Origin of the sequence: Candidatus Nitrosotalea sinensis (genome assembly GCF_900143675.1) — an archaeon.
GTDB classification, from domain to species: Archaea; Thermoproteota; Nitrososphaeria; order Nitrososphaerales; family Nitrosopumilaceae; genus Nitrosotalea; species Nitrosotalea sinensis.
In genome coordinates this window covers 406,088-424,298 of record NZ_FRFC01000003.1, presented here as the reverse complement: position 1 = coordinate 424,298, position 18,211 = coordinate 406,088, and the positions used below count along the sequence as shown (strand labels likewise).

At 38.5% G+C, this 18,211-nt stretch carries 24 protein-coding genes and 2 tRNA genes; 13 read left to right on the top strand and 13 right to left on the bottom strand.

What is annotated here, in order from left to right; all coding sequences use genetic code 11:
• Positions 1 to 20: 20 nt before the first annotated feature.
• Together NSIN_RS04045 and NSIN_RS04040 are read right to left on the bottom strand one after the other, a co-directional pair.
• Entirely contained in the window at positions 21 to 278 is a 258-nt protein-coding gene (locus NSIN_RS04045) for a 30S ribosomal protein S17e (protein ID WP_101009501.1), read from the bottom strand.
• A gap of 31 nt (positions 279 to 309) precedes the next feature.
• Entirely contained in the window at positions 310 to 1,065 is a 756-nt protein-coding gene (locus tag NSIN_RS04040) for a TatD family hydrolase (RefSeq protein WP_101010044.1), read from the bottom strand.
• 99 nt (positions 1,066 to 1,164) lie between these two features.
• Between NSIN_RS04040 and NSIN_RS04035 the strand changes: the two genes are divergently transcribed.
• Both NSIN_RS04035 and NSIN_RS04030 read left to right on the top strand, forming a co-directional pair.
• A complete protein-coding gene (locus NSIN_RS04035; protein ID WP_101009500.1) occupies positions 1,165 to 1,386 on the top strand; it encodes a histone family protein in 222 nt (73 codons plus the stop codon).
• Between the two features lie 43 nt (positions 1,387 to 1,429).
• A tRNA-Cys gene (locus NSIN_RS04030) sits at positions 1,430 to 1,501 on the top strand.
• 12 nt (positions 1,502 to 1,513) lie between these two features.
• Here the strand turns inward: NSIN_RS04030 and NSIN_RS04025 are convergent.
• A complete protein-coding gene (locus NSIN_RS04025) occupies positions 1,514 to 1,870 on the bottom strand; it encodes a hypothetical protein (protein WP_101009499.1) in 357 nt (118 codons plus the stop codon).
• A 72-nt stretch (positions 1,871 to 1,942) separates the two neighbouring features.
• Between NSIN_RS04025 and NSIN_RS04020 the strand changes: the two genes are divergently transcribed.
• Together NSIN_RS04020 and NSIN_RS09420 are read left to right on the top strand one after the other, a co-directional pair.
• Positions 1,943 to 3,697, top strand: a complete 1,755-nt coding sequence (locus NSIN_RS04020; protein ID WP_101009498.1) for an AIPR family protein — start codon at positions 1,943 to 1,945, stop codon at positions 3,695 to 3,697.
• Positions 3,698 to 3,866: 169 nt separating this feature from the next.
• A complete protein-coding gene (locus NSIN_RS09420) occupies positions 3,867 to 4,031 on the top strand; it encodes a hypothetical protein (protein ID WP_165775235.1) in 165 nt (54 codons plus the stop codon).
• On the opposite strand, the gene NSIN_RS04015 is transcribed toward NSIN_RS09420, so the two are convergent.
• A complete protein-coding gene (locus NSIN_RS04015; protein WP_101009497.1) occupies positions 4,023 to 4,580 on the bottom strand; it encodes a YkgJ family cysteine cluster protein in 558 nt (185 codons plus the stop codon). The two genes, NSIN_RS09420 and NSIN_RS04015, sit on opposite strands and share 9 nt — an antisense overlap.
• A gap of 148 nt (positions 4,581 to 4,728) precedes the next feature.
• Here NSIN_RS04015 and NSIN_RS04010 point away from each other — a divergent pair, with 148 nt between their 5' ends.
• A complete protein-coding gene (locus NSIN_RS04010) occupies positions 4,729 to 4,989 on the top strand; it encodes a winged helix-turn-helix domain-containing protein (protein WP_101010042.1) in 261 nt (86 codons plus the stop codon).
• A gap of 383 nt (positions 4,990 to 5,372) precedes the next feature.
• Here the strand turns inward: NSIN_RS04010 and NSIN_RS04005 are convergent, their stop codons facing one another.
• Entirely contained in the window at positions 5,373 to 5,804 is a 432-nt protein-coding gene (locus NSIN_RS04005) for a universal stress protein (protein WP_101009496.1), read from the bottom strand.
• A 120-nt stretch (positions 5,805 to 5,924) separates the two neighbouring features.
• Between NSIN_RS04005 and NSIN_RS09710 the strand changes: the two genes are divergently transcribed.
• The 3 genes from NSIN_RS09710 to NSIN_RS03995 are packed head-to-tail and all read left to right on the top strand — an operon-like array spanning position 5,925 to position 7,643.
• Complete coding sequence (locus NSIN_RS09710) at positions 5,925 to 6,482, top strand: ATP-binding cassette domain-containing protein (RefSeq protein WP_320410669.1); 558 nt, start codon at positions 5,925 to 5,927, stop codon at positions 6,480 to 6,482.
• Positions 6,473 to 6,883 (top strand): ATP-binding protein DrrA1-3 family domain-containing protein, encoded by a 411-nt coding sequence (locus NSIN_RS09705; RefSeq protein ID WP_320410668.1) that lies wholly within the window; start codon positions 6,473 to 6,475, stop codon positions 6,881 to 6,883. Before NSIN_RS09710 ends, NSIN_RS09705 begins: the two co-directional genes overlap by 10 nt.
• Positions 6,861 to 7,643, top strand: coding sequence for an ABC transporter permease (locus tag NSIN_RS03995; protein WP_101009495.1), 783 nt, complete (start codon positions 6,861 to 6,863; stop codon positions 7,641 to 7,643). The genes NSIN_RS09705 and NSIN_RS03995 overlap by 23 nt, the downstream gene beginning before the upstream one ends.
• A gap of 38 nt (positions 7,644 to 7,681) precedes the next feature.
• On the opposite strand, the gene NSIN_RS03990 is transcribed toward NSIN_RS03995, so the two are convergent.
• On the bottom strand, positions 7,682 to 7,984 hold the full coding sequence (locus NSIN_RS03990) for a hypothetical protein (protein WP_101009494.1): 303 nt from the start codon (positions 7,982 to 7,984) through the stop codon (positions 7,682 to 7,684).
• Between the two features lie 68 nt (positions 7,985 to 8,052).
• Positions 8,053 to 8,583: a hypothetical protein gene (locus tag NSIN_RS03985; protein WP_101009493.1), complete on the bottom strand. Its 531-nt coding sequence runs from the start codon at positions 8,581 to 8,583 to the stop codon at positions 8,053 to 8,055.
• 104 nt (positions 8,584 to 8,687) lie between these two features.
• Between NSIN_RS03985 and NSIN_RS03980 the strand changes: the two genes are divergently transcribed.
• A complete protein-coding gene (locus NSIN_RS03980; protein ID WP_101009492.1) occupies positions 8,688 to 9,158 on the top strand; it encodes an SRPBCC family protein in 471 nt (156 codons plus the stop codon).
• A 104-nt stretch (positions 9,159 to 9,262) separates the two neighbouring features.
• Here the strand turns inward: NSIN_RS03980 and NSIN_RS03975 are convergent.
• Positions 9,263 to 9,336 (bottom strand) — tRNA-Thr (locus NSIN_RS03975).
• Between the two features lie 53 nt (positions 9,337 to 9,389).
• Here NSIN_RS03975 and NSIN_RS03970 point away from each other — a divergent pair.
• Together NSIN_RS03970 and thiL are read left to right on the top strand one after the other, a co-directional pair.
• Entirely contained in the window at positions 9,390 to 10,685 is a 1,296-nt protein-coding gene (locus tag NSIN_RS03970) for a phosphomannomutase (RefSeq protein ID WP_101009491.1), read from the top strand.
• A complete protein-coding gene (thiL, locus tag NSIN_RS03965) occupies positions 10,669 to 11,628 on the top strand; it encodes a thiamine-phosphate kinase (RefSeq protein WP_101009490.1) in 960 nt (319 codons plus the stop codon). Before NSIN_RS03970 ends, thiL begins: the two co-directional genes overlap by 17 nt.
• Before the next feature lie 49 nt (positions 11,629 to 11,677).
• Here thiL and NSIN_RS03960 read toward each other — a convergent pair whose 3' ends face one another.
• Positions 11,678 to 12,631, bottom strand: a complete 954-nt coding sequence (locus NSIN_RS03960; RefSeq protein ID WP_101009489.1) for a hypothetical protein — start codon at positions 12,629 to 12,631, stop codon at positions 11,678 to 11,680.
• 486 nt (positions 12,632 to 13,117) lie between these two features.
• Here NSIN_RS03960 and NSIN_RS03955 point away from each other — a divergent pair, with 486 nt between their 5' ends.
• Positions 13,118 to 13,522 (top strand): 30S ribosomal protein S11, encoded by a 405-nt coding sequence (locus NSIN_RS03955; protein ID WP_101009487.1) that lies wholly within the window; start codon positions 13,118 to 13,120, stop codon positions 13,520 to 13,522.
• Here the strand turns inward: NSIN_RS03955 and NSIN_RS03950 are convergent.
• The 3 genes from NSIN_RS03950 to NSIN_RS03940 are packed head-to-tail and all read right to left on the bottom strand — an operon-like array spanning position 13,519 to position 15,788.
• Positions 13,519 to 13,842: a hypothetical protein gene (locus tag NSIN_RS03950; protein ID WP_101009486.1), complete on the bottom strand. Its 324-nt coding sequence runs from the start codon at positions 13,840 to 13,842 to the stop codon at positions 13,519 to 13,521. The genes NSIN_RS03955 and NSIN_RS03950 overlap by 4 nt on opposite strands.
• 60 nt (positions 13,843 to 13,902) lie before the next feature.
• Positions 13,903 to 14,340: a DNA-binding protein gene (locus NSIN_RS03945; RefSeq protein ID WP_101009485.1), complete on the bottom strand. Its 438-nt coding sequence runs from the start codon at positions 14,338 to 14,340 to the stop codon at positions 13,903 to 13,905.
• Positions 14,337 to 15,788 carry an RtcB family protein gene (locus NSIN_RS03940; RefSeq protein WP_101009484.1) on the bottom strand — a complete coding sequence of 484 codons (1,452 nt, stop codon included), beginning with the start codon at positions 15,786 to 15,788 and terminating at the stop codon, positions 14,337 to 14,339. The genes NSIN_RS03945 and NSIN_RS03940 overlap by 4 nt, the downstream gene beginning before the upstream one ends.
• A gap of 271 nt (positions 15,789 to 16,059) precedes the next feature.
• Here NSIN_RS03940 and purB point away from each other — a divergent pair, with 271 nt between their 5' ends.
• The gene (gene purB, locus NSIN_RS03935; protein WP_101009483.1) at positions 16,060 to 17,421 is read left to right on the top strand and encodes an adenylosuccinate lyase; all 1,362 of its coding nucleotides are present in this window, start codon (positions 16,060 to 16,062) and stop codon (positions 17,419 to 17,421) included.
• Here the strand turns inward: purB and NSIN_RS03930 are convergent.
• The gene (locus NSIN_RS03930; RefSeq protein ID WP_320410667.1) at positions 17,393 to 18,178 is read right to left on the bottom strand and encodes an asparagine synthase C-terminal domain-containing protein; all 786 of its coding nucleotides are present in this window, start codon (positions 18,176 to 18,178) and stop codon (positions 17,393 to 17,395) included. The genes purB and NSIN_RS03930 overlap by 29 nt on opposite strands.
• Positions 18,179 to 18,211 lie beyond the last annotated feature (33 nt).

Genomic DNA, 18,211 nt, shown 5'->3' with positions numbered 1-18,211 from the left:
AAATGTATACAGTGCCAGGTCTAGTTGAGTATCTGTTCTTCAATCTCTTCAGTATCATCTACTGTTTCATCTTGAGCAACAATTTCCTCTTTTGCTTCTTTTTCCTCAAGCTCTCTTCTGAGATAAGAAGTGATGTATCCTGCAATCTCATTCTTTAGACCTTTAGATCGTACAACTGCAACCTCGTTTAGGATTTTTTTATTGTGTTCAAAATCAGTATCAAATTTTCCTTTATAAGTAGACATAAGTTCTGTCGAAATTCGTCTGATTCTATTCACAGACCTGATTGGCAAAAGGGGTTTTTTATACCTATACACCAAGATATGAGTTCATATTCTTCTCAATTGCATGCAACATTTCGTCATATGACTTGCCAAGAAGATTAGCCGCACAAAAAAGAACACTTGGAAGAAATGTTATCTGGGCACTCTTGAACCCAAAACATCTTGAAAACCTTACAGGCCCGTCTGTCTCCAACAAAATTTTGTCAGGACTTGTTTGCAAAAGAAGCACTTGCTTGTCTTGCGAATACACCATTGCAGGACCGTATGACACAAAGCATCCAAGATCCATTGCTTGTTGCAATTGTTTCTTGCTACCAGAAAACCAATGAAGCAACACTCCAGGTATTGAATAAGACGATAGTATTGAAAATATTTCATCAAGTGTTTTTCTTGAGTGTATAGATACAGGTTTGCCAAGCTTTTCTGCAAGCAAAAGAAGCTCTTGGAATACTTTGACCTGTCTTGCAAACCCTTGCTCGTCTGAGACATAGGTCTTGTCAAGTCCAATCTCTCCAATTCCTGATATCTTGTCAGAGTTTTTAGTTACAAGAGATATCATTGCATCAAGATCATCATCTGCCTTTTCCGGATGTATTCCAATAAATGGCAAAACTAGGGGGCTGCGTTTACCAAGCTCAAGAGTAGACAGGGAGCTAGAATTATCCATGGAGACACAACATGCTCGCATTTTCATCTTGTCCATTGCAGTAATAATGTACTCCATATCTCCGGAATATTCAGGATCAGACAAGTGAATGTGAGCATCAGTAAGCCAGGCCATCTGGTACATATCTGACCGTCAAATAGTGTGTATAAATCGATCCTTGCATAGTTTTTTTCCACTCAAAGTCTTTTATCAAGGGTTTTTGGAATTTACTCCATGACAACATCGGAGTTTGGTCTGTCTGTAATGTACAGAATATTGAAAAAAGCAGGAGCTGAAAGAGTAAGTGACGAGTCTGCCAACGAACTTAGAAGAATACTTGAAGAGATAGGCATTGCAATTGCAAAAAATGCAGTAGAAATGTCTACCCATGCTGGCAGAAAAACAATCAAGTCAGAAGACATCAGATTGGCTGCAAAACAGTTTTCAAAATTCTAATCTAAAAGATTTAATTGTTCAGATAAAGACCATTTTTGATTGCGGTGAGGTGGCAGAGCGGCTATGCGTTCGCCTGCAAAGCGAATCTATAGGGGTTCAAATCCCTTCCTCACCTCTGATATTTTATTTAATTAGACAAGGCATCACGAATAGTCTTTGCTATAGACTCCTTGTCATCTACCTCAAAGATTATTTTCTTGTACTTTTCGTTTTTCAATGATACTGTTATGCACTTGTCAGGATTATGCATTTCAAAAAACAATAGGCCATCACTTGAAAGAAACATGCCATCCTTGATTACTCCAGGAAGTGAGGTTCCTGCAACTTTTATCTGCTCAAAAGGCTTCCATGAGATGCGATCAGTGGATACTGAGAGTACATGTTCTAGAGGAATTGTGATGCTTTTTCTTATTGCCAGTATAATGTCAATTCCATGCATTTCAAAAACAAGATTTTTGTTTTCTATTCTAATAGTTCCAGACAATCTAAATCCAGTCCGAGATTATATCATAATAACCTACTTTTCTAAATAGAGTGGTTTCTAGACAGTTTGAATTTGGCTGAAAGAAGCAGTGGTTTACTAGAATACATTCCAGGTGCAAAACCTGTTTCATATAATTACAATTCCACCCAACCGCTTGATGGATTTGCACAGAATGTAAAAGACAGCATCAAAGAGTATGCAGAGAGTGCACAAAACGAAGTTGAGAAAGGACACAACTTTTTGCAATGGGTGCTTACGCGTGTCTTTGAAGCAACAGAGGACGATGCAACTGACGCGATAATAGATGGTGCAAACGATCTGGGTATTGACGCATATCTTCCGGTGGATTTTTCAGAGAACAAGATATACCTATTCCAGTCAAAATATGGAACTTCACATTCCATTGAAGCAATAGCAAAATTCAAGGAAGATGTCAGGAGATTGCAGGAAAAAGACATCGCAAAGATGCGCCCTGAGCTTGCACAACTTGTAACAAAGATTCAAGAGAAAAACCTCAAGATAGAATGCATCTATGTTACCGACCAGAACGTAGAAGAGGAATTTTTTGATTCCATTGAGATTTATGATATCGATGTCATAGTGCAAAAGCTTTGGGACAGGATAAAAAAACCTGCAGCAGGAAAAAGAGCATCAATAAAACTTGAAACAAAATTGCGATATCAAGATACGCTACTTGGAATTTTAAAACTACGAGAGCTGACAAACTTTGTGACAAAGAACAAAGAATACGTCTTTGAGTCAAACATAAGACAATGGATGCAATTCAAGACCACAGTAAACAAGGGATTACGAGAGACGCTTCAAGAGGTTCCACACAAGTTCTTTTACTATAACAACGGAATAACCATCGTAGTAAGTGATTTTGAAGAGCAGGAAGACAATTCCATAGTTTTGCATTCTCCGCAAATAGTCAACGGTGCACAGACATCAAATTCCGTACTTGACCACGCAAGGCGTACTCACAATCTAGAAGGAAGCATCACAGTTACAATCATCAAGGCTGCAGACGAGCTTGATCAGAACAACATTACAAAGTATAGAAACTCGCAGAACGCAGTAAGAGGAAAAGATCTCGTATCTTTGATGGACTTTCACAAATCCATAAAATCACAAATGGAGAACATTCATTATTTTTACGAAATCCAAGCAGGCTCATTTGACACAAAAGAAAAGTCGCACCAAAGTGAGTTTGTCGGAGACCCAATTTACAACAAGTATCTCCCAGATAATCACAAAAAAATTGTTGTTGCAAAAGATGCAATACAGGCATTTATTGCAGGAATAGAACAAAGACCTACTGAGGCGTACAGCTCTCCTGCCCAATTTCTTCCAAGAGGAAGCAAGTATGATGAGGTCTTTGATGAAAAGCTAAGAGATGATTTTAGGCTTTTACTGTATCCATATCTAATCAAAGAATATGCAAAAAAAGGAATCAACTATGGAAAGAAGGGAGGACACAAAACAAAAAGATACGCCACATTGTTCTTTGTTGCAGTATACTTTAAGATCCTCCATGAAAAAATACTTCATACAAAAGACGACTTTAAAGAAGATATTGCAAAATTAGAGCCAATATTCAAGAGTGTCAAGCTTAACCAACGTATCCTCAAATTGACAGACACGATTGTAACCAAATTCCTTGAGGATACGGTTGTAGATGATGAGATGACTGCTGCAAACACATACCACAATTTCTTTTCTCATCATGTGTGGCAGGATTCAATGGTTCGTGTAATTGAGAAGAAGATAAAGCAAGAGGAAGAAGAGATAACCAGTATCCAAAAACTAGTGCACGATCTTTTTTAGAAATTATTTGCGGCAGAAGATGACTATAGGTTCTCTTGCAGGAGGTCCACATTAGCCATCTACCTACCGCTGTTTTTATCCTATATTCTACCAGTATTTAACATACGTTTTATTGGAATGGTTTTAACGAATATGATTTTTATAACGAAGTTGATCGAGTTTTACATACATGGTAGAAGCACAACAATGTACTCTTTGCAAAGGCCCTCTTGATCATGTCTATGTACCAATGGAGTCATGGAACATGAGCGGTTTGTTGTGCAGCAAATGTTACTCAAAAAAGATTGCAGAACATTATCCAGGCACCCATGAAAGGGTAAACAAGTCAAACTAGATACCAACCAGTTTTAATCAGATCTTTGTCTTTAGACTCGCCAATTCCTGTTGCATACCTCCAGATGCATTTAGCACCTGTTTCCATCTTTTTCTGTATCTTGACTAGCGATTCAAGCTCAGAATCAACATTTCCAGATGGAGTCCCGCAATCCTGACAAAACTTGCATTTTGGATCCAGTGTGATTGGAGATGACTGGATTACAGGATATGCCCTACAGGCAAGGGGTCTAGTGTCGTATATCTTGCAAGTGTATCCACCATGTGGAGATCTCTTCTCAGATGTCACATCAAGAAATGGACATGTATTTCCATCAGCATCTGTGCCCATGAGTTGGTATGCAAGTACTGTCTTTGGTCCTGAAATATCATCTGAAACCCCGATTCTTGGCAGAATGGTAACCTTGATGTCATTTTCTTCCGCAATAGACTCTATCTGTTTTTTCTCCTCAGGTAAGAGTAGCACCCCTATCTTGCCAAACTCTACAGACGGATAGTACTCCCGCTCAATGCAACACTTGGAGCATTCTTTTACACAAGCAAAATCCAATGTTTCCTACACGTGAAAAAGGGATAAATCTCCTCTCATACCAAAGAAAAGATCGCTTGACGTATTTTCCAAGCAAGATAAAGGAGTAATACCCTTATATCACCAGTTGATATACTTTGTGACAACAATGGTAGCATATAGAACAAGCATGCAAATAGTAAGAGATTTGCTTACTGTGACAGAAGAAAGCGGAATGAACGGCATTAACGTAACATCACTTCTAACCAAGGCAAACTTATCACATTCAAGACTATCCAAGTTCATAGACAACCTAACTGGTGCTGGCCTAATGAACAGAATAGAATTTGACGGCAAGAACACATTTGTCATAACTACAAAAGGTAAGCAATATCTGGAAACATATGAGAGATTCCAGAGTCTTGCAGACTCTTTTGGCCTAGATCTCTAAGCCAACTCTCTTTTTTCATTATTTTAGAATTTTATTTTCTAAATGATATTTTTCTTGATCACATCAAAATAACAAAACACGATCAGGTTTGAAAAATTAGTCAATGATCAGAGAACCGACAGATCTATAAAGGCGTAGTTTAATGTATCAAAAGGGGAGTAGCATTGGAAGAGAGATTAACATGGTGGAAAGGACTTGCCAAAGAACTTGAATTTGATATTGAATCTCCTGATGAAAGAAAAGACTAGACCGACCAACAATTAGAACATTTTACGTAAATTTAATTTTCAAACATTTTGCATATCATATCATCATCCTGGACTAGCAACGCAACACACAGTAACCAGATCAACAACTAAAACAGATACAAATCAAATCTAATCCTAGGCAACCAACAGTACAGGAACCTTGGACTTGTGTATGATAAAGTTGGTAGTACTTCCAGGAATTACTTCTTTTGGATAGCCAAGACCCCTATGCCCAATTACTACCACATCTATAGAGTTACTCTTGCTGTTTGCAAAAGTAACTATATCATATCCAGCAGATTTGCCGCCAATCACTATCTCATGATAACCTACCTTGCTCTTGCTTGCAATCTTTTGCGCATCTTTTACTAGATCCCTTACATATGCAGGCCATTTGTTTTCAGCAATCACAATTGGGTGAACCGCTGTAAACAGACTCATGTCTGTGACTACGTGTAAACTAACAACTTCTGCGCCTAGCTGAGATGCCAAATCAAGCGCGTATTTCAATGATTTTAGTGAATTTTCAGAGCCGTCAAGTGGAACAAGAATTGTTTTTACTTTCATCAATGGTAAATTGCATCCTATTTATTTAAAATTAGATCTTAATTTCACATCTGAAAATTATGACATCAAATAGGCATAATCTAAGCATAATATGGCAGTCATAACAAGGACAAGGTACACTTGATCAAGATTAACAAATTATCCAAGATTTACGAAAAATTAACTGCCGTTGATAATCTAACTTTGGAGATACAGGACAACGAGATCTTTGGCCTGCTAGGGCCAAATGGTGCCGGTAAGACCACTTTGATTCACATGCTTGCCACACTTCTCAAGCCAACTTCAGGAAATGCAATAGTAAACGGCTTCGACATAACAAAAGAGTCATCCAAAGTCAGAGCAAGCATAGGAATAGTATTTCAAGTTCCAAGCAGTGACGACTTGTTAACAGGTTATGAGAACCTAAAGATACATGCGTATCTTTACGGCATTTCTCCAGATATTAGAGAAAAAAGAATCAGTGATGCCTTGGAGCTGGTAGGCCTTACTGAAAGAAAAAATGATCAGGTCAAGAAATATTCCGGAGGTATGCGCAGGAGACTGGAAATTGCAAGAGGACTCATTCACAATCCCAAAGTTCTTTTCCTTGACGAGCCAACGTTGGGCCTTGACCCATCAAGCAGAGAAACAATGGGGAATACATCCAAAAACTCGTTAAAGAAAAAGAAATGTCAATAATCTTGACTACACATTACATGGAAGAGGCAGATCTTTTATGCAACAGAATTGGCATAATAGACAAGGGAAAAATAATTGCACTAGGTACTCCGTCTGAGCTTAAATCACAACTAAGTGGCGATATCATCAAACTGCAAACAAAAAAACATGTCGATACATCAAGATTGCAAAATCTTGAATTTGTTCGCAAGATAGAATCTAAAGATAATCAAATAATATTGCAAGTAGACGATGCCAAGAAGAATATACCTGAAATTTTAAAGATAGTAGAAGCAGAATACGTGGAATATTCCAGTCCCACATTAAATGATGTTTTTCTCAAATTAACTGGAAGATCAATCAAAGAACAACAAGCAGAAGGAGGTTTCATGGAAAGATATGCCCAATACAATAGAAATTAGAACATACTGTGGAAGACTCTATGCCTTATGGCTAAGAGAATTCAAGGTCTTTTTGCGTGAAAAAAGCAGACTTGTTGCATCTACCTTTACACCACTTCTTTGGCTATTTGTAATTGGGAACGGTTTTGGCTCTTCTGTCTCCTTGACTGCCACCTCATCTATTGAATACCAGCAATTCCTATTCCCAGGAATACTCTGCATGTCAGTAATATTTTCTGCAGTATTTTTTGGCTCTTACATAATATGGGACAGAAAATTTGATTTTCTAAAAAGCGTCATGGTAGCACCAGTTTCAAGGGGAAGCATCTTTACAGGAAAAGTACTTGGAGGCATGACAACCTCACTGATTCAAACCGGAATTCTTTTGGCAGTAGGATTAGCAATTGGAGTGCACTTTACCCCACTTGGATTTATTGAAACCATTGCAGTGATTTTGCTTTTAGCATTTGCATTGACATCGCTTGGACTTGCAATAGGAAGCTACATGTCAAGTCTTGAAGGATTTCAAATGATTGTAAGTTTCGTAGTATTCCCGCTCTTTTTCCTTAGTGGGGCCTTGTTTCCGCTTGACAAGATTCCTCCCTGGCTGTCCATCCTTACTACAATCGATCCTGCAACATACAGTGTTGATGCTATGAGAAATATCATCTTAGGAATTGGCAATAGGCCTCTTGGCCTTGACATGTCAATATTGATTGCATATACAATTGTCCTTGGCATGCTTGGAACTTGGTCATTTAAGAGAATGAAGGCAATCTAAAAAATCAAGGTATTTGGAAACACAAGTTTTCCAAATATTTATGGAAGAAATGTATGCATTCGTTGCTTTACCTTTACATCATAGGTTCCCATGATGTGCTGGCCTGGCTGTCCACTACAAGAGTTTACAAGCTTTACCAGATAGTTGTCTTGCGTATCTGCCCAACAGCCACTTGAATCCACTGAGACAAGTTTTACATTCTCAGTTACATATTGTGGGAACAAATTCCATACGGGCCATACCATAGTCATCATTAGAACTACGATTGCAAGCATCACTCCAACTGCAAAGACTGGTTGCAGATTCTTTGTTTGGTTCGAGTTTACACTTGATTTGTTCATGATTTAATGTAGTCGCTCAAAGATATAATGACTGGGTACTCAATGTAAGACAAGGTAAGACATAGGTGTCATTTAGAGAACCGTAATGCAAACATGTTCTTGTCATACTTGACATCAATTTTTTGCTTGAATATATCCTGGAATATTTGCTCCAAGATTGTTTTATTGTATAATGACCAGTTCTTTCCAAGATCATGCTTCATGACAAAAGTGTGCGTTCCATCATCAGACATGTGACTTACCTGAACAGAGGAGTTTACCATCTGCATCTCAAACCACGACATAAACGAGAGAATATCAGTTTCACCTTTCATGAACATGGCAATGTCACGCATTTCGTCTTTTCCAATTAGTGCAATCTCAATTACTTTTTTTTCGCTTAGGTTATCAAAGATCTTTGTAAACACAGACTTGTTAAGACTGACAAGTCCTATTCGAGGCTGGAAGATATCCCATTCTAGAAATCTACGTAGTGCTTGGGTAGCAAGAGTATTGGTATTTACCTGATGATTCTTGGCTTCTCTTTGTAGTTTGTTTATCAAGTCTACATCAAATCTAAACGTAATAGTAGCAGTTTTTTTCCTGGCTTCAGATTCCACAAAAGATATGTGATTATTAAATATTTAAGAAAATCAGCAAGAAACCTTCTCCGTCTTACATTGTATACTCAGATAATTTATCACAGATTCACTAAAGAAAAGACATGGTAGAAATCAAAATATGGGTGCAAATTGGCGCACCATTGGAAAAAGTCTACGGAATTATTTCAAAGACTGACGATGATCCCAAGTTTTGGACCCTAACCAAGAGAATTAGAAATATCTCAAAGAAAGAAAATGAGATAGTTCGCGAATCTGTGATAGGCAAGGTAGACAAGTGTCTTCAAAAGATAACCCTTGTACCAAATGACAGAGTTCACGTACTTTGGACTCATGGCATGATAAAGGGAACAAGAGACATTATTTTGAATGCCATGGGAAATACCACCCTGCTTGAAATCAGCATGGACTATAAAATCAGTGGACCTGCAGGCCTGTTTTCAGGGAGAATCAAAGAAGAACTCCAGATGGAAGCAGAATATGCAGCAGACTTGATAAAAGAAACCGCAGAGGGAAGACCGCACAGCATCCCAATGGTAGAAAGAAAATCTTGGGCCGACCTCATACGTGGCTAGGCCCAACTTTTTATTTTGTTTGTGATAAAAATTGAAAAAACATGGTTATCTTGAAGATATGATTTATTCCCGTACCAGATTTTACAAATATTAAATTCAAATCAAGCCTCGAGCGGGATTCGATCCCGCGGCCTAACGCTTACGAGGCGTTCGCTCTACCAGGCTGAGCTATCGAGGCAGTGGTTCGCAATGTAATCAGAGTTTATAAAAAGCCTTTGTGCTTTGCGATCATTGAAAGTATCAATCTCCGGAGTTCGAGGAATTTTTGGAACTGACCTCAATCTGGAAGATGTAATGTTTTATTGTAAAAATTTTTCACGTCTTGTCAAGTCAAAAAAGTGCATCGTTGGAAGAGATACAAGGCCATCAAGCCAGATAGTTACAAATGTTGCAGTTGCCTCGCTTTTGGAAAGAGGAATTGATGTTTACGATATTGGCGTATCTCCAACTCCCGTAATATTCAGAGAAGCAAGAAAGTATGGGAGCGGTCTTATCATCACATCTTCCCACAACCCCTTGGAATGGAATGGTCTCAAGTTCATCATAGATGGAAGAGGCATAAACGAATCAGAACTTGAATACCTTACAAGGCAGGATAAATTTGAGAACAACGGCATAGGAAAAGAGACGGTCGTAGATTCTAGGTATATTGAGGAGGCATCAAAGGTAATTGGAAATGTAAAGGGGTCTCCCAAGATAACAATCGATGTAGGCGGAGGTGCAGCATTTGATGTCGCACCCAAGCTTTTGAAGAAATTAGGATGTAGAACAAGTATAATCAACGGCACGCCAGGCAAATCTACAAGAGGCCCAGACCCAACAAGTGACAGATTAACATCACTAGTACATGCATCAAAGACAGGACTAGGGTTTGCATTTGATCTTGATGGAGATAGACTAGTTGTGGTAAAAGACGGCAAGAAACAGTCTCCAGATGTTACACTTGGCTTGGGTGTTGCAGGTGCACTTGAGAAGGGTTACAAAAAATTTGTTCTAAGCATAGACACAAGTGTTGCAATTGAGAAATTTATCAAAAATGAAGGCGGCAATGTCAGCAGATCAAAAGTCGGAGAGGCAAATGTGGTAGACATGATGTTAAAGACAAGATCTCAGGCAGGAGGAGAAGGAAGCAGTGCAGGATTTATTCTGCCAGAATTTAACATGTGTCGAGACGGAATTCTTACAAGCGGCCTTATTGCATCAATGGCCGGTACAAGACAATTCAATGAAATTAACAACTTTATGGAAGGATATCATCAGGTGAGGACCAAGGTGAATGTCGATTCTAAATTACACAAAAAGACATTGGAGACATTTTTGAAAAAAATGAAAAAACAATCAAGCCAAATAATAACAATTGACGGAATAAAATCCATAATAGATGATGACAGTTGGGTCTTGGTCAGACAGTCAAACACAGAGCATATAATCAGAGTTTCAGCAGAATCAAACAACCTAGACAAGGCAAGACAGATAGAAAAACAAACATCCAAGATGGTCAGGCAGAGTTATGAAGAATCCAGATGAGACAGAAATAATCAAGATATTCCAGGGTTCATTTGGGAAAAAAAGACACTTTCAAGCAGACGACATTGAGATAGTAAAAATTGGACAGGGCAGATTTGTTGTAAAATCAGACATGCTTGTGCAGAGTACCGATGTTCCTCAAGGGATGAAACTTGATCAAATTGCAAGAAAAAGCATTGTTTCATGTGTAAGTGACTTGGCCTGCAAGGGAATAAGACCTAGGTTTGCAACAATCGCACTTGGAATACCACATGGGTTTACAAAAAAAGAGACATCCCAATTGGCAAAAGGATTTCAAAAAGCAGCAAAAGAATTTGGTTTTAAGATAATCGGAGGAGACACAAATCAAGCAAGAGAGATCATAATAGAGGTCTCCATGTTTGGCGCAGCCAACAAAAAGATACCATCAAGGTCAGGTGCAAAGACAAGAGACATCATAATTACATCAGGCCCATTTGGATATGCATCATCAGGACTCAAAATTGTCCTCCAAGGTTACAAGTCTGATTCTAGCAGTATCAAAAAATTCAAGGATGCAGTGTTTAGACCAAGACCCAGATTAGATTTTGGGCTTGAGGCTGCAAAATATTTTTCATCATCCATGGACTCTAGCGATGGATTATCAATAACACTTGATGACATGAGTAGACAAAGCAAAAAGAGATTTGTCATCACAAATTTGCCAACAACTAGTCAAGTAACCAAGTTTGCACTACAAAACAAGTCTAGTCTTCACAGACTGGTATTTTGTGGAGGAGAAGAATATGAAATTGTATCAACTGTTCATCCAGAAGACCTATCAAAAGTGAGAAAGATTGCAAAAAAAACTGGCACACCCATATATGAGATAGGCCATGTAAAACCTGGGAACGGAACGATATTTTCAGAGAACGGTAAAACTAGCAAGATCAAGAGATGCGGCTGGACACATCTTAGATCCTAATGTTTTTTAGTCAACTGCAATCCAGTGGTCTAAACTTGTTTAGTCGAACTTATTGTCCCTTTACAATCACTTCTGTGAAATTCATACCAGATACGATGGTATTTGAAGTAACATGAAAAATAACGTTGAAACAAGGCCTTGTCAAAAGCACTTCTAAAGGAAAATCAGATTTTTTCAATTTAGATACATCATAGTCTACGGCTAAAGGATATTGTTCACAAGTATCCCAAGGAATAGAATAATCATAGATTCCCTTTGAATCGGTAGCAGAAGAAATTTTGTACATGACCGAAAAGGTATCGCCTTTTGATGCGTTGGTTATATTGAGCAAACTTGGGATTGCAGTGACATTAAATTTTGGTCCAAGACTAAATCCAAAATGCGCCATTCCTCCCTTATAGATTGCTTTGTTCTGATACGAACCCCAGCTAGAATCAAACTGATAAGTAGTGCATATAGTTGCAGTAGAATTTGGATTCATTAAGAGTACCACTAATGAGCCATCTTGATTTTTCGAGACACCCTTTCCATGACAATCGAGATTACTAGAAGAGATGACAGAAAATTCTCTTTCTATTGTCTTTCCAAAAAATGATATTATCATTTTATATGTTCCAGTCTGATTTACTCGTAAAACTCCAAGATCTCCATTATCTAATCTCCAATGCCATGAAGCAGGCCATGAACTGGAGATAATATCACAAAACATCACATCTGGTCTGTTAGTCCATATAGTACTACCATTTTCACTAGTCAATATTACATGCGGTCTTGAGCACTCTGTTGATGTAGTGTTTATGTTAAAATTGATTCTCTGTCCGACAAGGTATGTATCATTCAAGCCGTAGACCGTGAGTGTGATAACTGATGGGTTAATCTGTGATGGCGGGATTAAATTTTGTCGAGTAGTTACATTCGATGGGGAAAAGAATATCAAAACTGTTGCAACTATAATTACGCTGATTCCTATTCCCGTGATTATTGTAAGATGCGGAGTTTTCATTTTCTAATAGCTGTTTTCTGTTTTAGATATACAACATACAGCAGTACCACTGCGACTATAACAGGAATTATGCTTATTCCGATACTAGTAAAGTAAACTTCTCCATTATCATCCGCATTAAAGCCACGTATCGTACACAAATCATGGAAAGATGCATAATTATGATTTTCATAGGCTTTTTTGCACATTAACCCAGTATTTAGGGAAGACGAACAAAGGGTGTGTCCATTACAACTCCAATGACTCGTGTCATGATTCATCCAATATAAATAACTCATATAATCTCGTGTGATGAAAAATAATGGAATAAAAGAAATCGCAGATGGAATTAAAATGGCAAGAATCAGTTTTTTGTTCACAATTTGAAACTAATCATGAAACTTTAAAAAACTGGCGTAGATTCCCGACTTAACATTCTTCTACCATTTCCAAACCCGAACCTAGCCTTTTAACAAATGTTTTTTAAACCCGTTATAGAGTCTTCAAATGTTGTCTACACAAGAAGCTAAGGAGAAATGGGGTATTGCCCACATCTTCAGTAGTTTTAACAATACCATAGTACACATCACCGATGTTTCAGGTGCAGAGACTGTGGCAATTAGTTCCGGTGGACGACATGTTAACGCAGACAGATACGAGTCATCTCCATATGCTGCAATGAAATCAACTGCAGCAGTTGTAGAGGCAGCACATGACAAGGGCTTTACTGGTCTTCACATACGAGTAAGAGCAGTAGGCGGTGTAGGCTCACGTGTACCAGGTCCTGGCGCACAAGCAGCAATTAGAGCACTAGCAAGAGGCGGATTCAAGATTGGAAGAATTGATGATGTAACACCAATCCCTCATGATACCACTAGAAAGAAGGGTGGTAAAAGAGGAAGAAGAGTCTAGGCGTCTACAAGTTTTACTTTAACTCTAGCATCTTTACTTTCAAAGAAATTTATCATAAATTTTATAAATTTTTCTTCAATTTTCTTTCCCTTGGTTTTTGCAATTTGATCACCAAACTTTAGTTCCATGCCGGAGAGCAATTCCATTTTTATCAAGACCTTGAAAAAGGCCCAACCAAATCTTTCCATCGGGTTGCTTATCAGAAAACCTTCATTGATTCCACATGCTGTCTGTATCTCTTCCATGACAGCCTGGACAATAGGTCTATCAACATCGTATTTTGTAGTTGCAATTTCAAGTATGGTCGGTCTTCCGTGCATAAACAAAAAACAGAATCATATCACAAATAATAAGAGTTTGGTAAGATACTTTTAGTAATATTATGACACATCAGGTATCTCTTCACTTGAAGACTCGGACAAGGATTTACTATCACCTTTTAGCTTGTCAGACCAAGAGACCATCTTTCCATCCTGCTCTACACTGATTGTAGTATTCATTCTCACTCTTATGCCAACAGAGCGAAACAGTGCAAGTAATTTTCCCCCATCAATAATTTCTGCAATATCTCCACCTTTGATAAGCTCTGCAAGTTTTTCAACTACAACGCGAGTCTCATTTGGAAACTGAGCCTCGGCATTTTGCAATACTTCTTCTCCCCTGTATCCAAGTTGCTTTAACACAACATCTCTTGCTGATACTTGTGGTGCAGATACAGGTTTGACATCCTCAATTCGTTGTCTTTGTGAGATGTTTTTTTGCATCTCAAGCATCCTTTTTGCCTTGAGTAGTTCTAGTTCCTTGTCCTCTTCTGTCAACCCTTGATTACCCCAATTGGAACAAGTTTAGCCACCTTGGTAGCTATTCCTAGTTCGTGAGATACATTTGCCACAGCATCAACATCCTTGTAAGCTTCAGGAGTCTCCTCAACTACACCTTCACGCGTGAGTGCTTTAATGAATATGCCCCTATCGCTTAGTGTCTTTTGTACTTGATTTTCAGTAAATCCGCGTCTTGCAGCAGAACGTGACATCATTCTTCCTGCACCATGTGCAGTAGATCCAAAGCTAAGGTCCATCGAGTTTGGTTTTCCCAAAAGAATCCAGCTTCCAGTTCCCATTGAACCAGGTATAAAGACAGGCTGACCAATGTCACGGTATTTTCTTGGAATTTCATCACGTCCCTGTGGGAATGCCCTTGTTGCACCTTTTCGATGTACTACAACAGAGCGTAGCTCACCGTCAATTTTGTGCTTCTCAACTTTGGCAATATTGTGTGCAACATCATAGATTAGTTTCATGTCAAGATCAGACTCGGTCTGCTTGAAGACTCTCTCAAATGCCTTTCTTGTCCAGTGTGTAATCATCTGTCTATTGCTCCATGCATAATTAAGAGCTGCAAACATTGCTTTTCTGTATGACTCGCCCTCATCAGAAGAATTTGGAACACATGCAAGTTCTCTATCTACAAGATTGATGTTATACTTTGGCAATGCCTGTTCAGACACTCTAAGATAATCACTACATACTTGATGACCAAATCCCCTTGAACCGCAATGAATCAATACTGTAATTTGTCCTTCATGCAATATTCCCATCTTTTTTGCTGCTTCCTTGTCATGGATTTGATCAACTCTTTGTATCTCAAGAAAGTGATTTCCAGACCCAAGGCTTCCTAGCTGTGGTGCACCTCTTTTTCGCGCAGTAGGAGATATCTTTGATGGGTCTGCATTTTTTATCTGTCCGTTTTCTTCACATACATCTGCATCATCTTGTGATCCATATCCATGGCTAACTGCCCACTGTACTCCTTTAACGAGAACCTCATCAAGATCAGATGAGCTAAGCTTTACCGCTCCCTTTGAGCCAACACCTGAAGGGATAGAAGTAAATAATTCTGTTACAAGGTCCTTCAATTTTGGCCTTACATCTTTTTCCAAGAGATTTGTCTTGATTAGCCTCACACCACAGTTGATATCATAACCTACTCCACCAGGACTTATCATTCCCTTTTCTGCATCCATTGCTGCAACTCCACCTACAGGAAAGCCATATCCCTCATGTCCGTCCGGTAATACTACCACGTGCTTTAGAACGCCAGGTATGGTGGATACATTTACTGCCTGCTGGATTGTCCTGTCAGTCAACATCTTTTGTAATAATTTTTCATCAGCGTAAATTGTTACAGGAACTTTCATTCCCTTTGATGGATCTGCCTCAATCCTATACTCCATCTCACGTATTTTCTTTGGAATTAGCGATGACATTTTGTTCTGCGAAAAAAGTCATTTTTACACAATTTAAATCATGAGTATACGAAATTCAAGTCATTTAATCAATTTTGTAGTATGGCGATACAGATCGTGTAATGCTTTGCCATCAAGCAATTCTTTTTGCTCATCATCTTCAGAGTTCTTTTTCTCTTGTTTTTTCTCAGATGACATGATTTTGGGTTGTGATACATCATAGAAAAAAGTGTCGATTTCAATTAAGATGTGCACAAGTAGATTTATTTTCCTTAATCATGTGATTCCAGATATGGCAATTCTTCCAATCGATGGAGGTCGTTATGGCACTGACAAGATGAAAGAGATTTTCGATGATCAAAAAAAGATAACATACCAATTAGAGATAGAGGCTGCAGTTGCTCTCTCCCAAGCAGAAATAGGAATGGTTCCACGAGACGCTGCAGCAAACATATCAAAGATGGCAAGGTCCGGCAAGATTACAGTCAAGAGAGTAAAGCAACTAGAATCAAAAAGCGACCATGATACAGCAGCTTTGGTGGAGGCACTAAGTGAATTATGCAAGCCTTCTGCCAAGCCATGGATACATTATGGTCTTACAAGTAATGATTTGGTTGACACCAGCAACTCACTGCAGATAAGGGACACATTACGAATCATAGAACCAAAAGTAGCAAGACTTGCACTCATTCTCTCAGAGCAGGCAGTAAAATACAAGGCACTTCCAGCAGTAGGTAGAACTCACGGTCAGCATGCAAGCATAATATCATTTGGATTAAAGTTTGCAAATTGGGCACTTGAAATGTCAACTCATGTGCAAAGAATTGAAGAGCTCAAAAAAAGAGTCTTGATCTGCAAGACATTAGGAGTAGTTGGAACAGGCTCTCTGATGGGAGCCAAGGCACTTGAGGTACAAAAAAGAGTTGCAAAAAAGCTTGAATTGTATCCAGCAGATGTCACAACCCAGGTGGTTGCACGTGAAAGATATGCAGAACTTGTTTTTTACATGGCCCTAATTGGATCAACACTTGAAAAGATTGCAGTAGAAATTCGCAACCTACAGAGAACTGAGATAGGCGAAGTAGCCGAGTCTTTCAAAAAGGGACAGATGGGAAGTAGCGCAGTACCCGTAAAGAGAAATCCTGTAAAAAGTGAGAGAGTTACATCGCTTTCAAAATTATTGCGAAGCCAGATATCAGTAGCATTTGAGAACATCCCATTGTGGCATGAAAGAGACTTGACAAATTCAGCAAATGAGAGATTCATCATCCCAACTGGCGCAATATTGCTTGACGAGATGCTTGAAACCATGACAAGAATTGTAGGCTCACTTTTTGTCAACCAAGACAGAATAAGACAAAATCTAGAGATAACAAGAGGACAGATATTTGCAGAGTTTGTCCTAGATGCAATGATCCAAAAAGGAGTACCGAGATTTGAAGCATATAGAGACATACAGAGAGTGGCATTTGCATCATCAGAGGACGGTACAGATTTTAGAGACGCAGTAAGAAATGACAAGGCATTCTCTTCTCACCTTACAGACCAAGAGATTGATGAGATTTTCGTTCCTGAAAATCACCTTGGAGCCTCATTTGACATAATAAAGAATGTCTCAACCAAGATCAGAGGTCTTTGTTCCAAGTTTTCTTGACTTTTAGGAGATTTTTATGAATAAGAGAGCCATACTGCATGGCTTTTTTTTGCTTTAGTGCAGACACTTCTGGAACCCCAATGGAGATGGCAAGTTTTCTAACAATGTGTTTTCTCATGAGATCATCTTTGTTTGTTATCTTGTGCTGAATCGGAATTGTTTTTGCAAATTCAATGAATTTATCAGATAGAAAAGGCTGAACTATTCTAACACCAAATTCAGACGTTATCTTGTTCACTGCTTTCATCATCTTTGTTTCATTGTCAAGCTTGTCACCCATCATCTCAAGTACCGCATCTTCCCCCTTTGACACAGCATCTCGATATGCATTATATCCACAAAAGAGCTCATCAATACCATTGGCAGTTACAACAGTATCAATTTCGTATTTTTTTGCAAGTTTTGCCACATAATAAAATGCAATACAGTTTTCATTCCATGACAGATTATCTACATTGATTTCATTCCAGATCTTTTTTGCAATATTTGGAAACGACTTGACAGAAATTATCTCTATTTTGTGTTCCATACCAAGAATCCTTGCAATTTGTTTTGAAAATTCAACATCGTGTGAACCCTCAAATCCCATTGTAAGAAGCACCGCATCACATCCAAGATCATGGCATATTTTTGCCAAAAGCGAACTATCAACTCCACCTGAAAATGATATCCCCATCTTACCAGAGCCCCTTACAGATTCTACAGATTGAACCATCTGTTCATACAATTTTTTGTCAAACCCTGATCTAGTCTTCATTTTTACAATCAATTCACTCTGAGAGTTAAATAT